Consider the following 17,717-nt stretch of genomic DNA (forward strand, 5'->3'; position numbering starts at 1 on the left):
TATTACAGCTTTAAAAAACCAACCGGTAAACCGGGAGACAGCACACCAATAACCGAACTACCGGCATTTAGCTTCACACTAATGACCGCCCGGCCATTGTATGCCTGTACCTTGCGCGAACCTTTTGAAGTGCCAAGGTCATCTATCAGAGTTCCGTTCCCGGCTAAGGAGAAATTCATCCAGTTGGTCGCATCCAGGCAAGGCACTCCGTTTTTATCGTACAATGTCGCTTCTACCGTAGCTACGCCATCTTTATCGGCGATCTTCCTCAATTCCACCTTTGCAGGCTTGCCCCATTTTTCGGTTTGGTAGGATTGCGTAATGGTATCTGTTACAGTCAACTTACCCTTATAAGCAACAACTTTTATATTGTTCACCCCCTTATTGTAAACAACCATCCAACGCAAGCCTGCTGCCGGGAAATTTTGCGAATCGCGGGTTTTAATACCCTGGCTTTTGCCGTTTACAAACAGTTCTGCCCTATCGGCATTGGAGTAAACCTTAACCATCTTTTCTTCGCCGGGGTCACCCCATCTTACGGGCCAGCTACGCCCGTAGATATGTGCCATCAACTTATCCGACCAGTAGGATTGCACTACATAGTAAGATTCCTTCTTCGTAAAATCGCGCTCAACTACGCCTTTTTGATTGACGTAGGGCACGGGGTTCTCCGGGCGAATAGGGGTGGAAAAATCTTTAAAGGTCCAAAATGCCGAGCCGGTTAGCCAGGGCATTTGTTCCTGTTCTTTCAGGTGCCAGTCGAACAGGTTGCAAATGTAAGTTTCGCTCCAGTCGCTGTTATCGGCAATGCGGGTAATGCCGCCAAACAAGGTAGAATCAACCGCTCCGCTGATGCCTTTCCCGTTGATCACTTTCGCCAGCGCTTTATCCGGCTCTTCCGAGTGCCGGTTGGCCTGGCTGTCGCCTCCCCATTCGGCATGGATAAAATGCGGGACTTTCTTAAACTCTTCTTCTGTGAACTTTTTATAATCGGGATAAAAACCCTTGTACCAGCCTGCCCAAATACTTGGCGAATATACATCGGGGATATCCCTGCAAAAATCGCAGCGGCGGATGGTGGTTTTACGGGATAGATCGAGCTTATGAGCCAGATCGTTTTGTTCGCTCATAAACGCGCGGATCTTTTGCTTGTCAAATTCGGGAAAATCGCCCGGCCAATCGTTCTCATTACCCAAACCCCAAAGGATGATAGCCGGATGGTTGTAATGCTGCTGTATCATATTGCTGAGCATATTTTTAGCCTGTTCTTTATAAGCATCGCCACCCAGGCCGCCGCGGCACCAGGGTTCTTCCTCCCAAACCAAAAGGCCCAGGCTATCGCACAGGTTTAACACGGTGGTTGATTGCTGGTAGTGCCCCAGGCGTATAAAATTTGCGCCCATCTCTTTTATCAGCAGCATTTCCTGCAGCATAATGCTGTCGGTTAATGCAGCCGCCACACCCGCGTGGTCTTCGTGCCGGTGGGTGCCTTTTAAAAGCAGTCGCTTCCCATTTAAATAAAATGGGCCGTTATCCTCAAATAAGAAATTACGGAAGCCCACCTTTTCGGTATGCTTAAAAGTTTCACCGCCTGCATTGCCGGTAATTTCTACAGTGTACAGGTACGGATCAATTGTTAACCATAGATGAGGTTTGTTAATAGTTAGCCTACCCGGCGAGATGCTTGTTTGCAGGCTATCAACGTGATATTTTTCCTTAGCCACTATTTTGCCTGCCGCATCCTTTACGAGCAATTCCCCATCTATCGCCTTCACATTAGTTGGATTATAGAAATCCATTTTAGGGGTTATCCAGCCCCTGGCAAATCCTTTATCCAGTTCAGCATTGGCGTACAGCTTATCAATACTTACCGCTGGTTGATAAACTAAATTAACCTGCCGGTATAACCCTCCGTAGATATTAAAATCGGATAATTGCGAAGGGATACTTTCCAGGTCGCGCGTATTATCGCACCGTATCTCCAGCGGAATCCTGCCTTTAAACTGCTTGCCAAATGCGGCTGTTTTTTTGAGATCTGCAACGGCATCGGTAATATCTACCTTCCATTCATCGTAACCACCATTATGCGTGCCTACCAGTTTATTGTACAAATACACCTTTGTTTTTTGCCCGGCACCTTCAAAATGCAGAATGGTGCGGCCTGCAGCATACGGGTTAGTAACACTTAGCTGTGTGCGATACCATCCCGGCCCCTGGTAGTAATTTACATCCGGGTCCACCCCGTCCCTATCGTTAAAACAATGAGGTACGGTTACTTTGTTCCAGGCGGGGTATGCTTCCGGTTTACCGGGCGATACCGGCCTGATGGCTTCCCATACACCACCCAGGTCCTGCCGTATAAATTCCCAGTTATTGTTTAACCGTTGTTTTTGCTGGGCCATACCTGCATTAAAACATGCCATCAGCAGGAGCAAGAAAATAGGCCTTAGGTAATTCCGCTTCATTAAAGCTGGTTTTATAAAACTAAACCAGGCCCATAATACAGGCCTGGCTTATAAATTGATATATTAATACTTACTCATTATGCTTAGTTAACCACTTTATCCAACGGCGGAACATTGGTTTCCGAACCGGAATAACCCGGACTTTGGTTGATATGCCCTGCAATATTCAGATCGATCTCGCTTTGCGGGATAGGCCATAGCACGTGGTAAGGCGAAATGGTGTAGTGATTACCCGAGTTGGTAACAACGTTGGGGTTTTTATAAAAATCATTCTTCTCCATTATCCTGTCGTAAAAAAAGTTATTGGTAGAGAAAGTAGCCATTTGGTAAGTTTTACCATTGTAAGCAGCCTTACCGGTTTGCGCAAAAATATAAGCTATACGGGTAAGCTCGGTTTTACGCGGCTCTTCCCAATAAAGCTCCCTTTGGCGCTCATCCAGTATAGTACCTATGTTTACCTTACTGTCATCGGTTAATAACTCTGCTTTGGCGCGGGCCCTTACTTTGTTAATATCGGCCATGGCAAGGGCGTTTTGGCCTTTCCACCAGTAGGCTTCGGCACGCAACAGGTAGGTTTCTGCTAAACGGAATACATACCAATCGGTATTGGTACCACGTGGTGGCGACCACCATTTATCAGAGGCCGTTTTCGCCGAGCCGATAAATACTTTGTAATGCGGCCAGCCAAACCATGCGCGGATGGTATCTTTTGCACCGTTCAAAAACCGCTTACTTACGTTTGCATCAGTGTACTGCTCCAGGTTTTTACCATACCAGGCAGCATCGGTTGTTTTAAGCGCGGGTTGGTTGTAAACCAGGTCGGTCATATCCATCCACATGCCTTTTGCGTGGCGCAGGTCGGTATTGTCGGTCCAAATGTATTTGGTTGCATAGGGCGTACCGCGCATACGGCCAATACCACGGCCATACCAAAGTGTAAGCGGGAATTCCTCTGTAACTTTATCCGAGATCCCCGGTTTCAACGCACCCGGCGTAAGTATGGTACCATTATGCCACATAGGCACACAGTTACGCATCACCTGCGATCCGTTTGGTGTAGCGCCATCTAAGGTTTCCCTGTCAATAACTACGTATAAAGCTTCGGTATTGGCAGCAATAGATTTATTTTCGGGGCGGTGAAGATCCCAAACAACGTTTTTGCTCGCATCGCTTGCAACAATACCAAAACGCCCGTTCATTAAAGCATAAGGGCCGTTGATAGCCAGATTTGCAGAAGCAATGGCATCATCAAATAAACCCAGGGCAAGGTTAATTTTTGTTAACAAGTGTGCTGCTGCGCCTTTTGATGGCTCGCCTTTGTTACCGTTATCAACCAGTTTGGTTACGGCAAACTCCAGGTCGGTTTTCATTTGCTTTAAAATAACGATGCGCTGGGTTGTAAAGTAACCCGTGTTAATGGTTGTTTCTTCTTTTAGCACCAGGGGCACATCGCCAAACTCGTGCACCAAACGATAGTAACGGTAAGCCCTGTGAAAATATGCTGCTGATAAAACCGCGTCTTTGTCTGCAGGAGTAGCCCATTTTGCATCATCAATGCGGGATATGATAACGTTTGCATCATGTATACCCTGCCACCAGGCCTGCCAGTAGCGGCCGATCTTGTTATAATCATCGCTGTTGAGGTTGGCTGTTGGTGTTATCCTTACGTTCAGATCCTGCGCCGGGGTGGTCTTATCTGTTGTGCCCTCTACTGCCGCATCGGTAAAAATAGATTCGGTAAGCATTGGTGCCGAATCGCCAAAGTACTCAAACCGCACACTAATGTTGAGTGTTTGTAAGGCGCTTCTGAAGGCGGTTGGCGTGGTTAAAGTTATATCCGGTGTAAATTTAGATGGTGCCTCGGGCGAAAGGTCGCTTAGTTTTGTACAGCTGCCTGCAACAAATAAAGCGGTCATCGCAAGCCCGGCTATGATATTTCTATTGATCTTTTTCATGTTATGATCTCTTTATAATTAAAAAGTTACGTTAAACCCAGCCGATATGTACCTTGGCGTTGGCCCGCCATTTTGCGGATCCCATAAAGGCCAGTCGGAAAATACAGCCGCGTTTGTTGCGTTGATATAAAATTTAGCGGTTGATATACCCAGGCGCTTGATCAACGCCGGGTTGAAATTGTAACCCAGCGATACGGTTTGGAGCCTTACAAATGATGCTTTACGCCAAACGTTGATAGTGGTACCAGATGAGCCTGAGTTTAAGCGGGCATAATCATTAATTGGGTTATCGGCTGTCCAGTAAGGTAGCACGTACGAATTCATACGGCCAAAGCCTACGCTGCCTGCATTGTTGATTGCCTGGTTAAACTGCCTTAACTGGCCCATGCTTGAAACCAGCATGAACGAGAAATCGAAGTTTTTAAGGAAGTTGAAATCGTTACGTAACGACCAGCTGAATTTTGGGCTTGTAGAACCCAGGAACACTTTATCATCATTAGTGAATTTAAAGTCGCCGTTCATATCCTGCAATTTAAAGTCGCCTGGTTTTGCACCATACTTGGCGGCCTCTACTGCCTCCGGTGTTTGCCAAACGCCCTGTATCACATAATCCCAAACTATGTTAACATCTTTGCCAATAAACCAGCCGTTGCCCAGGTCGTCTTTCTCCTTGGTAACGGTATTGCCGGCTGCATCTTTAAATGTGGTTGGGCCGTAAAGGCTTTTTATTTTGTTACGGTTTAGCACAAAGGTACCCGAGGCGCCCCAGTTAAAGTTTTTGCTTTGATAGATCTTGCCTTCCAGCAATAATTCGAAACCTTTGTTATTTACCTGGCCTATGTTGGTTAATACGCCCGAGTTATCCGGCCCTCCCGGGATAATATTTGCTGAGTTTAAACCCTGGATAGCCAAAGTAGAGCGGCTTACTATCATATCGGTAGTTTTACGGTCGTACACGTCTATCGAACCTGTAAGGCGGTTATTCAGAATGCTGAAATCCAAGCCTATGTTTGGCCCTGTTGTACGTTCCCAGCTCAAATTGTCGTTTTGCAACGAGCTTACGTAAATAGCGCTATTATTTACAACGACACCAGCCGGGGTAACCGTAGGATATTTTGGCGTGCTCAGCACGGCAAGCGCAATACTTGGATCCAGCGTACCCGATGCAAGGCGGTTACCGTTTGAGCCATAACTCACACGCAGCTTACCGTAGTTAAGCCATTTAAAGAAATCTGTTTTAAAGAACTTCTCGTCGCTAAAAGTCCAGGCCACGGCAACTGTACCGTAGTTTTGGCGTGGTTTTTTTAAGCCAAATGGCGAGAAACCATCCCTGCGCGCTGTACCGGTAATGTTATACCTGCCCATAAAGGTGTAGTTTACACGCCCCATTAAAGCATCGGCATTGTAAATACGGTCATCGCTGCTTTCAACAGGCAAAGTACCTGCGCCAATATTGTGATAACCAAGATCATCGTTAGGGCTAAACTGCGTGTTTGCAGTACGGGTGTACCAGGACTGGAACTTCTCTTTGTTTAACACAAAGGTTGCATCAAATGCATGCTGGCCAAATATTTTGTTCCAGTTAAGGATGTTATCCAGGTTATAACGATACCTGTTCTCCATGGAACGGATACCCGTACCACCCGATAATTCGTTAGGGTTGGCCACCGGGCGGAAAAAGAAGTTACGATAGCTTTCCAGCTGTGGAGAGAAGTTTAAGGTGTATTTAAAGCCCAGAGGCAGATCTACCCGGCCAAACAGGTTTGCAAACAACACGTTTTGTACGTTTACATTCGAGTTGTATTGCTTACCCAGGAAGGGGTTACGCTGGTTTAAGCCGCTATCATCGGTATTGATACGGCGCAGCGAACCATCGGCATTGTACACATCACCGTATGGCGATGAGTTGATGATCTGCGTCCAGTCGGCTTCGGTACGGTCAATTGCCTGGCCGCTTAAGGCATCGGCGGAAGCGCCTTCATCACGTACAGAGTATTGCGCGTTTACACCTACTGTTAAGAATTTGGCTGCTTTACCTTCCAGGTTTACACGGAAACGGGCATCGTTGTATTCGCCGCCCTGTATCAGGTTTTGATTTTTGGTAAAGTTACCCGAAAAGTAATAGCTCACATTATCGCCACGGCCCGATAAGCTTGCGGTATAATCCTGGCGCTTGCCTTTCCTAAAAATAAGTTTAGACCAATCGGTAACCTTGCCCGCCTGGTAGTTGGCAACTTCGTTGGCAAATAAGCCTAAACGCTGCAGGTAAATGGTAACCGGGTCGCCGGTGGCGCCGCTCAAAAACTGGGTAAGGGTTACGCCATCCGGCAATGCCCTTGGGTCGCTATAAAAATAGTAGGGGTTACTTGTGTTAGAACTGCGCTGCCCGTCTGCGCGCCATTTCAGGAAATCTTCTCCCTGGTAATATTTTTGGTTTTGCAGCAGATCTGCGTAGCCATAATTAGCGTTGAGGGTTACTACCGAGCCGCCTTTTTTACCCTTTTTGGTAGTAATAGCAACCACACCACCGGCTGCCTGCGCACCGTAAACAGAGAGTGCGCTTGGATCGCGCAGCACATCCAGCCTGTCGATATCATTTGGGTTGATATCCGCCAGGTCACCTGGGTAAATTACACCATCCAATACGATAAGCGGACGTACGTTGCCGGATAGTGAGCTGCGCCCACGTACCTGCAGATCGCCTACGCCGCCACCTTTTGGCGAAGTATTTAAAGCAACAGAGATGCCCGGTACAGCGCCCCTTAATATATCGGTAACACTGGCAGGGTTATCATTCTCAAACTTATCCGCCTTTACGCTGGTGATGGCTCCTGTAACGTCTTTTTGCGACCGTGTGCCGTAACCAATAACCACAACCTCGGTAAGGTCGCGCGAACTTGGCAGTATCTGCACATTGTATTCGGTAGCCGGGCCAACGGTTATTTCTTTTGGGGTATACCCAATAAACGAAAACACCAACACCGCTCCCTCTCCGGCCTCGATAGAGTACCTGCCGCTGGCATCCGTTGTGATACCAATGGTGGTGCCTTTTATCCTTACGCTTACGCCGGGTAAAGGCAGGTTTTTTTCATCGGTAACAACACCGGTTATTTTTGCCTGGGTAATTACGGCATTGATATTCAGAAGTGTTTTGCCGGCTGCTGCGGCCCAGGCCGGGTGTACTTTGTTATTATGCGCATATGCGCTTCCGGCCATCGCGAAAAGCGAGATGGCGAAAGAAGCGGCACATCTTTTTAATGTTTTTTGTAGAGGTCTATTCTTCATATTGATATGTTAAGAATTAAGGTTTTTAAAATTTTGACAAAAGGATTCCCCGGCGGTTATGCACCACAATTTTTTTAACAAGAGAATCTGGATCTTAAATTTTGCCGGTTTATGGCATTAGCGGCCCGCTACGTTAATTTTCCTTTGGCTGTGTGTTTCATGATTGCTGTGAGATTAGTTTATACTGAGATTGATTATTGGTTCATTTGGATGAGAGACAAGAGGTACTTGGCAAGATCGACCGCGGCTTTATCATTATCAAACCGACCGGCAGCCTGCCGTTTATATGGAACCGCTCGGCCTTCCCGACTTTGGTATTGTGTACTTCGTGGTTAAAATAATAATCAAGCGCAACGGTTTGGGCCATTGCCTTGCAGGTAACCACTGAATACACGAAGAGCACGATAACGGCCAGCTTGCGTTTCATTTTAGAGAGATATTTAATAAGTTTTGCAGTGTTTATAATTGGCGTATGTACAACTGCACAAACCAAAAGTACCTTTGTTAGCTTACCGTTAACATATATCAGGCATATTTATTTACTACATCGTTTTCGCTGAACAATAGTTGGGCTATTGCTGTGCTATTTTGCACAAACATCAAAGCGAAAAAATTAAAAACACTAAGTAGGCATCCCGCGCCGGGTTTACGATTATTGGCGGGCGGTAGAATCCCTTGTAACCAATTGTGTAGGCAGCACCAGTGTTTCGAATTCATACACCGGCCTTTTGGCCAAAATGAGTTCTAACAGCTTCTGTGTGGCCTTCTGCCCCATCTCGAAACCAGGCTGGTAAACCGAACTGAGCGAGGGATTCAATACATCGGCAAGGGTGGTGTTAGTATAGCCGATAAGCGCTATTTCCTGCGGGATCTTTATTTTTAGCCGGTTCAGCAGCATCAGCGTGGTTGTGGTGATCCTGTCTGATGTAGTGAAGATAGCATCGGGCTTATTTTTAAGCGAAAGCAGCTCGTTCAGGGCATTTTCTACCTCGCCGATATCGCGGCCGCCATGGGGGCAATATTTTATGTAGTCATCATCAATGGCTATACCTGCTTCTTCCAGCGCCTTGCTATAACCGGCGAAACGTTCTTTGGTGATAGATATATTAGCCGGGCTGGTAATATGCGCTATGCGCTTATACCCTGAATCCAGCAGGTGGCAGGTGGCATCATATCCTCCTTTAAAATTATCGGCAATTACTTTATGGGTGTCTATTTCGTCGGTAACACGGTCGAAGAAAACAATGGGCAGGCCTTGCTTGTGCAGCGTTTTCAGGTGCGCTATATCTTTGGTTTCGGTTGACAGGGATATCAGTAATCCATCAATAGAACGATGCGTAAGGTGCCCCACGTTCTTTACTTCCAGCTCGTAGGATTCGTGTGTTTGAGTGATGATCACATTAAAGCCGTTCTCGTAGGCTACAGATTCGATGCCGTTAATTACCTGCGAAAAAAATTGATTTTCGATAGTAGATACCACAATCCCGATGGATTTGCTCCGCCCCTGCTTTAAACTTTGGGCAATGGGGTTTGGCCGGTAATTATGTTCCTGCGCGTACCCGGTTACCAGTTTTTTTGTATTCTCGCTTATCTCGTAACTATCCCTTAGCGCTTTTGAAACAGTAGAGACTGAAAGATTTAGCGCCGTAGCGATATCCTTTATTGTAATTGAGCTGAAGTTCATATTGGCTAATGTGTTAAATAACAGAGGCAGCTGTTTCTTTAACATTTCACCAATATAGCACATTCCTGCTTAATCAAGCCTAAATATTGCTATAAAGTTACAACTTTCATACGCGGTGTTAACAGGTGCATAACCAGCCAGGCCAGCAAATAAGCACAGGCGCAAATAGAAAATATGATATTGTAGCCAGCTGTAATATGGCCGGCAACTTTATACGTTTCCAGTATCCAGCCAACCAGCAGCGGGAATATGATCCCCCCTACTGACCCAGCCATACCGCCAATACCTACCACAGAACTAACGGCCCTTTTTGGGAACATATCTGATGCCGTGGTAAATATATTGGCGCTCCAGGCCTGGTGCGCCGCCGCTGCCAAACTTATTAAAGCAACCGCCTGCCAAATATTGGTGGCATACCTGGCACCAAATATGGGCAGCACGCACAGCGCGAATAAAAACATAGCCGTTTTACGCGCCTTAAAAATGGGCATCCCGCTTTTGATGAACCACGACGACAGGTAGCCGCCGCCAATACTGCCGATTGTTGTTGCAGTATACACAATAACCAAAGGCAGGCTGGGCTTACTCAGATTTAAATTAAACGTACTGGCAAAATAAGAGGGCAGCCAGAACAGGAAGAACCACCATATCGGGTCGGTAAGGAATTTACCTATCACAAACGCCCAGGTTTGCCTGATGGCAAAAAGCTGTACCCATTTAATTTTAGCCTGGGGGCTTTCCGCTTGCGGCTCCTCGCTTACATCGCTATGGATGTGCTCAAATTCAGCATTGTTTATCTGCTTATGTTTGGTGGGCACCTCATAAAACAACCACCAGAATATGAGCCATATAAAGCCAATAGCACCGGTGATCAAAAACGCCATCTGCCAGCCGTAGATCCCCAGGATCCAGGGAACCATTACAGGTGCAGCTACCGCTCCGATATTTGCACCCGAATTAAATATGCCTGTTGCCAGGGCCCGTTCTTTTTTAGGGAACCACTCGGCCACCACCTTAATAGCCGCCGGGAAATTACCCGATTCGCCTATACCTAAGGCCGCACGCACCGCGCCAAAGCCCAGGGTTGATTTCACCAAAGCATGTAGCATAGCAGCCAGGCTCCATACAATAAGCGAGATGGTGTAGCCCAGCTTAGTGCCCAGCCTGTCGATAAAACCACCAAAGCCAAGCAAGCCAATTGCGTACGCCGCCTGGAACGCCATCACAATGTGCCCGTAGTCCTCCTCCGTCCAGTTAAATTCTTTTTCAAGCGTTGGTTTCAGGAAACCGATCACCTGCCTGTCGAGATAATTAATGGTTGTGGCAAAAAACAGCAGGCTTACTACTACCCAGCGGTAATTTGTTTTTTTGGTATCGCTCATAATTGATGATTCTATCGTGCGGACTGTACGCCTTGCCTTATTACCTGATGTTTTCTATCTTAATCGCATCCATATCGGTATAGTCGAGGTTTTCGCCCCCCATTCCCCATATAAAGCTATAGTTACTTGTACCCGCGCCGGAGTGCATACTCCAGGGCGGCGATATCACAGCGTTATAGTTATCAATTAAAATATGCCTGGTTTGGGTTTCCTCGCCCATAAAGTGAAACACCTTTTGCCCTGCGGGGATATCAAAATAAAAGTAAGCTTCCATTCGGCGGTCGTGCACATGCGGTGGCATGGTATTCCATACGCTGCCCGTATGCAAAATAGTTAAGCCCATTACCAACTGGCAACCGGCTATCCCGGCTTTATGTATGTATTTATTGATAGTGCGTTTGTTGGCGGTATCATCGGCACCGGCGTTAACTTTTTCAGCATCGTTAATTGTCATTAACGCTGTTGGGTAACTTTTATGGGCGGGTGCGGATAGCAGGTAAAAAACCGGCGGCTCTGCAGCATTGGCCGCGCTAAACGTTACTTGTTTAACCCCTTTGCCAATATACAGGCAATCCAGCTTGTTTAACTTATAAACGGTTCCATCGGCAACTACTTCGCCAGCGCCGGCAACATTAATAATCCCTATCTCGCGTCGTTCTAAAAAGTATTCGGCTTTTAAGTTATCGTAAGTATGGAGGGTTAAAGTTTGTGTAACCGGGTGGGCAACACCTGCAATAACGCGGTCGTAGTGGGTATAAGCGCAATTTACCTGGTTGGGCTGCACAAGGTTTTCAAGCAAAAATCTTTCGCGTATCTGTTCCGTCTGATAGACTTTAAAATCATCAGGGTGAACACTGTGTAGTACTTTCAAAACAAGAAATGTTAAGGTGTTAAAATATAATTGTTGGGCAAGTGTACAATTATGCCATAGCAATCAAAAACAATCGGCTTGTTATTTCTACGCAAACGTTATCGAAGAATTTTGGAAGCACCTGCACCTCTAAAACCTACTCATCAACTATAACGTTTGCGTAGAATTACCACCCTTCGCTGGGTGCATATCAAGTATTTCCTTGTAATATTGGCTTGTGAGAGCGCCATTTCCGCCCCGGTACCGGCGCTGTCAGCACATGCCAATTAATAACCGATATGAAAATTAAACCCATTCTGCCATTTTTATTATGTAGCGCGGTAAGCTTCAACGCGTCAGCACAAAAAAACGATGCCAAAACATTCGGGTTTGCAGCGCACCAAACCAAATTACTGCTCAACGAAACTGCCAAAGCAAAAGCAGCCGCGGCCAGGCCTAACTTATTCTCGCCGCGCGCGCTGGATGGCAGCGGCAACCTGTTGATTGTATCGCCAAAGGATTGGTGCAGTGGCTTTTTTGCGGGCAACCTCTGGTTTTTATATGAATATAGCGGCGATAAGTTTTGGAAAGAGCAATCGGAACCCTTTACCGTAGTTATGGAAGCCGAAAAAACCAACGGCGGCACACATGATATGGGCTTTAAGCTCTACAATAGCGTGGGTAATGCCTACCGCCTTACGCACGAGCAGAAGTATAAAGACGACATCATAGAGGCGGCAAAAACACTGATCACCCGATTTAACCCTACCATAGGCAGCCTGAAATCGTGGGATAACCGGAAAGAATGGAAGTTCCCGGTTATTATTGATAACATGATGAACCTGGAGTTGCTTTTTGAGGCGACAAAATTAAGCGGCGATTCCAGCTTTTATAAAATAGCGGTAACGCATGCCAACACAACGCTGAAGAACCATTTCAGGGCGGATAACAGTTCTTACCACGTTATTGATTACGACCCGGGAACCGGGCAGGTAGCGCACAAACAAACCCACCAGGGCTTTGCCGATAGTTCGGCATGGGCACGCGGGCAGGCCTGGGGCCTGTATGGTTACACCATGTGCTACCGCGAAACGGGTAATAAAATATATCTGCAGCAAGCCGAAAAGATAGCCAAATACATTTTCGGCAACCCGCAAATGCCTGCCGACCTGGTGCCCTATTGGGATTATGATGCTGCCAAGCAAGGCAACCAGCCGCGTGATGCCTCCGCCGCCGCTGTTACCGCATCCGCGCTTTACGAGTTAAGCACCTACAGCACAAACGGAAAGGCTTACAAAAAAAAGGCTGATAAGATAATCAACAGTTTAAACAAGAGCTACCAGCCCCAACCCGATAGCGCACGTGGCTTTCTATTGCTGCACAGCACCGGGCACAAACCGGCCAACAGTGAAATTGATGTGCCTATAATTTACGCGGATTACTATTACCTTGAGGCCCTGCTTCGCCAAAAGCGCCTGGCGGATAAGAAACCGGTGATCAACGCCGTTGGTACTTTAAAAAATTAGAACGATGCAAAGCGATTTATTTCAGTTTGAAGATACGGCAGAGTGGCTTACTGTAGGCGAGGGCGTTCAGCGCCAGTTGCTGGGTTTCGATGATAGGCTGATGATGGTGAAGTTTAAATTCAGTAAAGGAAGCTGCGGAGCTTTGCACAGCCACGAGCATTCGCAAGTGGCGTACGTGGCCAGCGGATGCTTTGAAATGACCCTGGGCGATACCGTAAAGATCATACGCCAGGGTGATGGTTACTATGTGCCGCCCTTTACCGTACACGGCTGTGTTTGCCTGGAGGACGGCATCCTGGTAGACGCCTTCAGCCCGGCGCGCCTGGATTTTTTAAGTACCGGTAATAAATAATACACTTGGTTAGGCATGAATAAAACGTCGTTTAATTGTTTTTTGGTGATGAAGAAGCTGATATGTTTTTTAAGCTTAATGGCAGTGGTATCCTTTGTAAAGGCGCAAGTAACCAGCCTCAATAAAAAAGAAGTTACCTTAATGCGCAAGGCCATTGCTAACAACGCCAGCTATAAAAAAGCATTTGAGCCCTATCGGCAAGCTGCAGATAGCGCGTTGCACCAAACGCCAAACCCCATTGTTGAAATATTATCGCAGGGGCTCTTAGCCGGCGACCCACGGAAAACCGCGAGCCTGAAAGCCGTTGAAGATGCTTATAAAACCTACGCGCTGACATTAGCATATACGTATCTCGGCAAAAGAGAATATTTAACTAAAGCTACAGATTTTTTGAAGGCCTGGGCAAACACCAATAAAGCCACCGGCGACCCTATCAACCAAACCAAACTGGAAGATATGGTAACCGCTTACGACTTGGTGCGGAACAAAATAGAACCCGATAGCCGCACCCTGGTAGACGCCTGGATGAAAAGCATTGCCGATGCGCTGGTGAACAGTCAATCCGCTAAGGGTAACAGGGGAACTGCTATCAATAACTGGAATTCGCACCGGATAAAAATGATAACGCTTATTGCTTATACGCTGCATAATGACAGCTACAACAGCATCATTACACAGGAACTGGAAAAACAACTAAACGTGAACCTGAACCCCGACGGCACAACGCACGACCTGCTGGAACGCGACGCCTTCCACTATCAAACTTACGACCTGGAACCCTTATTATCTACCTGCATTGCCATTTACAGGGCTGGTGGCAAAAACTATTTTACCTACCAAACCGCAAATGGCTCTTCCATCAAAAAATGTGTTGATTACATGACGCCTTTTATGACAGGCGAAAAAACACACCCCGAGTTTGTGAATAGTAAGGTAGCATTTGATTTAAAACGTGCCCAAAACAACGAAAAGGGCTACGCGCCCGGCACCCTGTTCGAACCTAAAAACGGCATCGAAACGTTCGCATTAGCAGCTTATTTTGATGACAGTTACGCGGATATCATCCGTAGGGCGGCACATGATGACAATTACTTTAACTGGCGTTTAGCTATCAATAAACTTGCCGCTGACGCGGGTGTACCTAAATAAGCTCCTTTTTTGTGAATAAGATTATTCCAACTAAATTTTGCGTTTTGTGCCGGCAGCGCTATATTTGTATCCTCAATAAGTGTATCCTGCAACGGCAGGATTTTTTGTTGAACCCGGAGAGGTGTCAGAGTGATCGAATGTGCCTGATTCGAAACCAGGTGTACTGTTATAGGTACCGGGGGTTTGAATCCCTCCCTCTCCGCTGTTTATATATCAAACGATTCAAAAACGCCTTAAATACATCATTTAAGGCGTTTTTTGTTTCCGGGAACCTCCAAAATATTCAATAGATCGCATTCTTCTGATGACCTATTGGTGACCTGTTACGTACAGTGGGCATTAGGTCACCAGAAAGCTTATAAGTCACTATTAACCAAGATTTTAAGCGAGCAAATATCTTGACAGATAGCTTAGGAAGCAACTAATTTTATCCACTTAAAAACGATTTGAAATGAACGAGTCTTTTTCTTTGCTTTTCCCTGTTAAATATTCCCTTTCTTTAGCTCCTCCACAGCGAATGAAGCGGCACGGGCGGTAAGGGCCATGTAAGTAAGCGAAGGGTTTTGGCAGGCACTGGAGGTCATGCAGGCACCGTCGGTTACAAACACGTTTAATGCATCCCATACCTGGTTGTGGCCGTTTAATACCGAAGTTTTAGGGTCGCGGCCCATCCGGGCCGTTCCCATCTCATGTATGCCCTGGCCTATTGCATAGTTATCATCCCAGGTAGTAACATTCTTTACGCCGGCAGCATCATACATGGCCACTATCTCTTTAACGATGTCTTTGCGCATTTTTAATTCATTTTCCTTTAGCCCGGCATCCATCGCCAGTACGGGCAGGCCCCATTTATCCTTAACCGTTTTATCCAGCGTCATCTTGTTGTCGTGATATGGCAAGATTTCTCCAAAACCGGTGGCACCGATGTGCCATGCGCCCGGTTCTGAAAGCGCATCCTTAAAACCTCCACCTATATTCATCTCGGCCACGTTGCGGCTCCAGCCTTCGCGGCTGGCACTCCCCTGAAAACCGTAGCCGCGCAAGAAATCGCGTTTGTCACCGTTGATATTGGCGAAACGGGGTATGTAAAAGCCGTTGGCCCGGCGGCCAAAATAGTATTTGTCTTCATACCCTTCAATGGTTCCCTGGGCACCAAGCATATAATGGTGATCCATAATATTGTGGCCAAGTTCGCCGCTGCTGCTGCCCAAACCTTCGGGCCATACATCGGTAGCCGAGTTCATCAGCACCCAGGCGCTATTGAGGCTGGATGCATTGAGAAATACAATACGCGAATTAAACACGTAGGTTTTGTTGGTTTCGGCATCCAGTACTTCCACGCCGGTAGCTTTCTTCGTATTCTTATCGTACAGTATTTGGGTAACAATAGAAAAGGGGCGCACCGTTAAATTGCCGGTAGCCATTGCAGCCGGAAGCGTTGATGATTGCGTACTAAAATAGGCGCCAAAAGGGCAGCCTTCCCAGCAACGGTTGCGGTACTGGCAATTAGTGCGGCCCGGAAGTGGTTGCGTAATATTGGCTACGCGACCGATGAACATATGGCGCTGCTCTTTGTAAAAACTCTTTATTCGTGAGGCTACGTCCTTCTCCACGCAATTGAGTTCCATCGGCGGCATAAAATGACCGTCGGGCAGATGCGCCAGCCCTTCCTTTGAGCCACTGACGCCGATAAACTTCTCAACATGATCGTACCAGGGTGCCATGTCGGCGTAACGGATGGGCCAGTCTACCGCGATGCCATCTTTTGCATTGGCCTCAAAATCAAGATCACTCAGCCGGTAACTTTGCCGCCCCCACAAGGTTGAGCGGCCACCCAACTGGTAAGAGCGCCACCAGGTAAATGGCTTTTTCTCAACATACGGACTGTCTTTTTCATTCACCCAGGAATCCATTAGCGGTTCTTGTGCGGCGGTACCGTACATGGCCCAAGGGCGGGATATTACCGGGTTATCCGTTTTTTGCTTTAGCGTTGGCTGGCCGCGATGCTGAAACTCCCAGGGGGCTTTGTTTGCCGTAACGTAGCCCTTAATGTGTTCATAGTTTCTACCGCGCTCCAGCATCAGCACTTTCAAGCCTTTTTCTGTTAATTCCTTGGCTGCCCATCCCCCGCTGATACCCGAACCAATAACGATGGCATCATACGTATTGTGCCCGGTTGCCTTGTTGTTGATGTTTGCTGCTTCTATCGCCATAATATATTGTGTGTTGAAAATATCCTTAGTGCTAAACTGTATTTCTTATAATTTGGTATGGATGCCCGGGTTCTGTTTGATGAGGAACGCCGGTTTATCATTATTTTTAGCAAACACGAGCAGGGTTTTGCGGCCCGCACCGATCTGCATGATATCGCGTACGGCACCTTTTACCAGTATGCCACTTTGCTGCGGTGCCACCGCCCGGAAACCACCCCTGCCATCACCTTTCAGCAGCAGCCCGTAACTGGCATCGTAGATGCCCGCCTCCGGTTTCGATTCGTAGAAGTTGCCGCCCAGCAGGATATCCGCCTTGCCGTCGCCGTCAAGGTCTTTTACCACCAGCCCGAACACTGTGGAGAACTGCGCCTCTACCGGCAAAGCCTTTAGTTGGAACCTGCCCTTGCCGCTGTTCAGCACCACGCTGCTGCGCATTTCATAAGCATCTGTTTTGGTGATCGTTTTCAGCAGATCCGCCCCAAAAATATCTTCCATCGTTTGCTCTTTATATTGTTCATAGCGCAGGTACTTCTTCTTCAGCAGCGGCAGTTCGCCCATCAGGTCGTGCCGCAGCACCATCGGGTATTGCTTATCGCCGTTGTACGTGCATACAATTTGTTCGATGGCCCCCGTCCCGCTGAAGTCGCCCGTATACAGGCTTACCGGTTTTTTTACGCTGGCTTTAAACCGGGAGTTGAGGCCGTGGTTGCCTGCTACCAGGTCCGGGTAGCCATCGCCGTTCACATCGGCCACCTGCAGCCGGTTCCACCAGCCGCTGCTTTTTGACAGCCCCGCTGCTGCCGTGATCTCGTTTAACCGCCCCCCCTGGTTATGAAAAATGCGGATCGGCATGTAC

At 47.3% G+C, this 17,717-nt stretch carries 12 protein-coding genes and 1 tRNA gene; 4 read left to right on the plus strand and 9 right to left on the minus strand.

Annotation, left to right across the window (positions count from 1 at the left end):
* Positions 1-2: 2 nt before the first annotated feature.
* From IDJ77_RS02865 to kduI, 7 genes are all read right to left on the minus strand, one after another.
* Positions 3-2,465 (minus strand): glycoside hydrolase family 2 TIM barrel-domain containing protein, encoded by a 2,463-nt coding sequence (locus IDJ77_RS02865; protein ID WP_191187405.1) that lies wholly within the window; start codon positions 2,463-2,465, stop codon positions 3-5.
* 83 nt (positions 2,466-2,548) lie between these two features.
* The gene (locus IDJ77_RS02870) at positions 2,549-4,420 is read right to left on the minus strand and encodes a RagB/SusD family nutrient uptake outer membrane protein (RefSeq protein ID WP_191187406.1); all 1,872 of its coding nucleotides are present in this window, start codon (positions 4,418-4,420) and stop codon (positions 2,549-2,551) included.
* 18 nt (positions 4,421-4,438) lie between these two features.
* Entirely contained in the window at positions 4,439-7,705 is a 3,267-nt protein-coding gene (locus IDJ77_RS02875; protein WP_224750938.1) for a SusC/RagA family TonB-linked outer membrane protein, read from the minus strand.
* 202 nt (positions 7,706-7,907) lie between these two features.
* Positions 7,908-8,132: a hypothetical protein gene (locus IDJ77_RS02880; RefSeq protein WP_191187407.1), complete on the minus strand. Its 225-nt coding sequence runs from the start codon at positions 8,130-8,132 to the stop codon at positions 7,908-7,910.
* Positions 8,133-8,357: 225 nt separating this feature from the next.
* Entirely contained in the window at positions 8,358-9,389 is a 1,032-nt protein-coding gene (locus tag IDJ77_RS02885; protein WP_191187408.1) for a LacI family DNA-binding transcriptional regulator, read from the minus strand.
* An 89-nt stretch (positions 9,390-9,478) separates the two neighbouring features.
* Positions 9,479-10,771, minus strand: coding sequence for an MFS transporter (locus IDJ77_RS02890; RefSeq protein ID WP_191187409.1), 1,293 nt, complete (start codon positions 10,769-10,771; stop codon positions 9,479-9,481).
* Between the two features lie 40 nt (positions 10,772-10,811).
* A complete protein-coding gene (gene kduI, locus IDJ77_RS02895) occupies positions 10,812-11,642 on the minus strand; it encodes a 5-dehydro-4-deoxy-D-glucuronate isomerase (protein ID WP_191187410.1) in 831 nt (276 codons plus the stop codon).
* Positions 11,643-11,920: 278 nt separating this feature from the next.
* Between kduI and IDJ77_RS02900 the strand changes: the two genes are divergently transcribed.
* The 4 genes from IDJ77_RS02900 (at position 11,921) to IDJ77_RS02915 (ending at position 14,850) form a co-directional block, all read left to right on the plus strand.
* The gene (locus IDJ77_RS02900) at positions 11,921-13,147 is read left to right on the plus strand and encodes a glycoside hydrolase family 88 protein (protein ID WP_191187411.1); all 1,227 of its coding nucleotides are present in this window, start codon (positions 11,921-11,923) and stop codon (positions 13,145-13,147) included.
* A gap of 4 nt (positions 13,148-13,151) precedes the next feature.
* Complete coding sequence (locus IDJ77_RS02905; protein ID WP_191187412.1) at positions 13,152-13,499, plus strand: cupin domain-containing protein; 348 nt, start codon at positions 13,152-13,154, stop codon at positions 13,497-13,499.
* Between the two features lie 48 nt (positions 13,500-13,547).
* Positions 13,548-14,648 carry an alginate lyase family protein gene (locus IDJ77_RS02910; protein ID WP_191187413.1) on the plus strand — a complete coding sequence of 367 codons (1,101 nt, stop codon included), beginning with the start codon at positions 13,548-13,550 and terminating at the stop codon, positions 14,646-14,648.
* Between the two features lie 115 nt (positions 14,649-14,763).
* Positions 14,764-14,850: transfer RNA gene (locus tag IDJ77_RS02915), tRNA-Ser, on the plus strand.
* 280 nt (positions 14,851-15,130) lie between these two features.
* Here the strand turns inward: IDJ77_RS02915 and IDJ77_RS02920 are convergent.
* Together IDJ77_RS02920 and IDJ77_RS02925 are read right to left on the minus strand one after the other, a co-directional pair.
* Entirely contained in the window at positions 15,131-16,861 is a 1,731-nt protein-coding gene (locus IDJ77_RS02920; protein WP_191187414.1) for a GMC oxidoreductase, read from the minus strand.
* Between the two features lie 45 nt (positions 16,862-16,906).
* Positions 16,907-17,717 (minus strand): FG-GAP repeat domain-containing protein (locus IDJ77_RS02925; protein WP_191187415.1); only part of this gene is annotated, 811 nt, incomplete at its 5' end.

This window comes from Mucilaginibacter pankratovii (assembly GCF_014773265.1).
Lineage (GTDB): Bacteria > Bacteroidota > Bacteroidia > Sphingobacteriales > Sphingobacteriaceae > Mucilaginibacter > Mucilaginibacter pankratovii.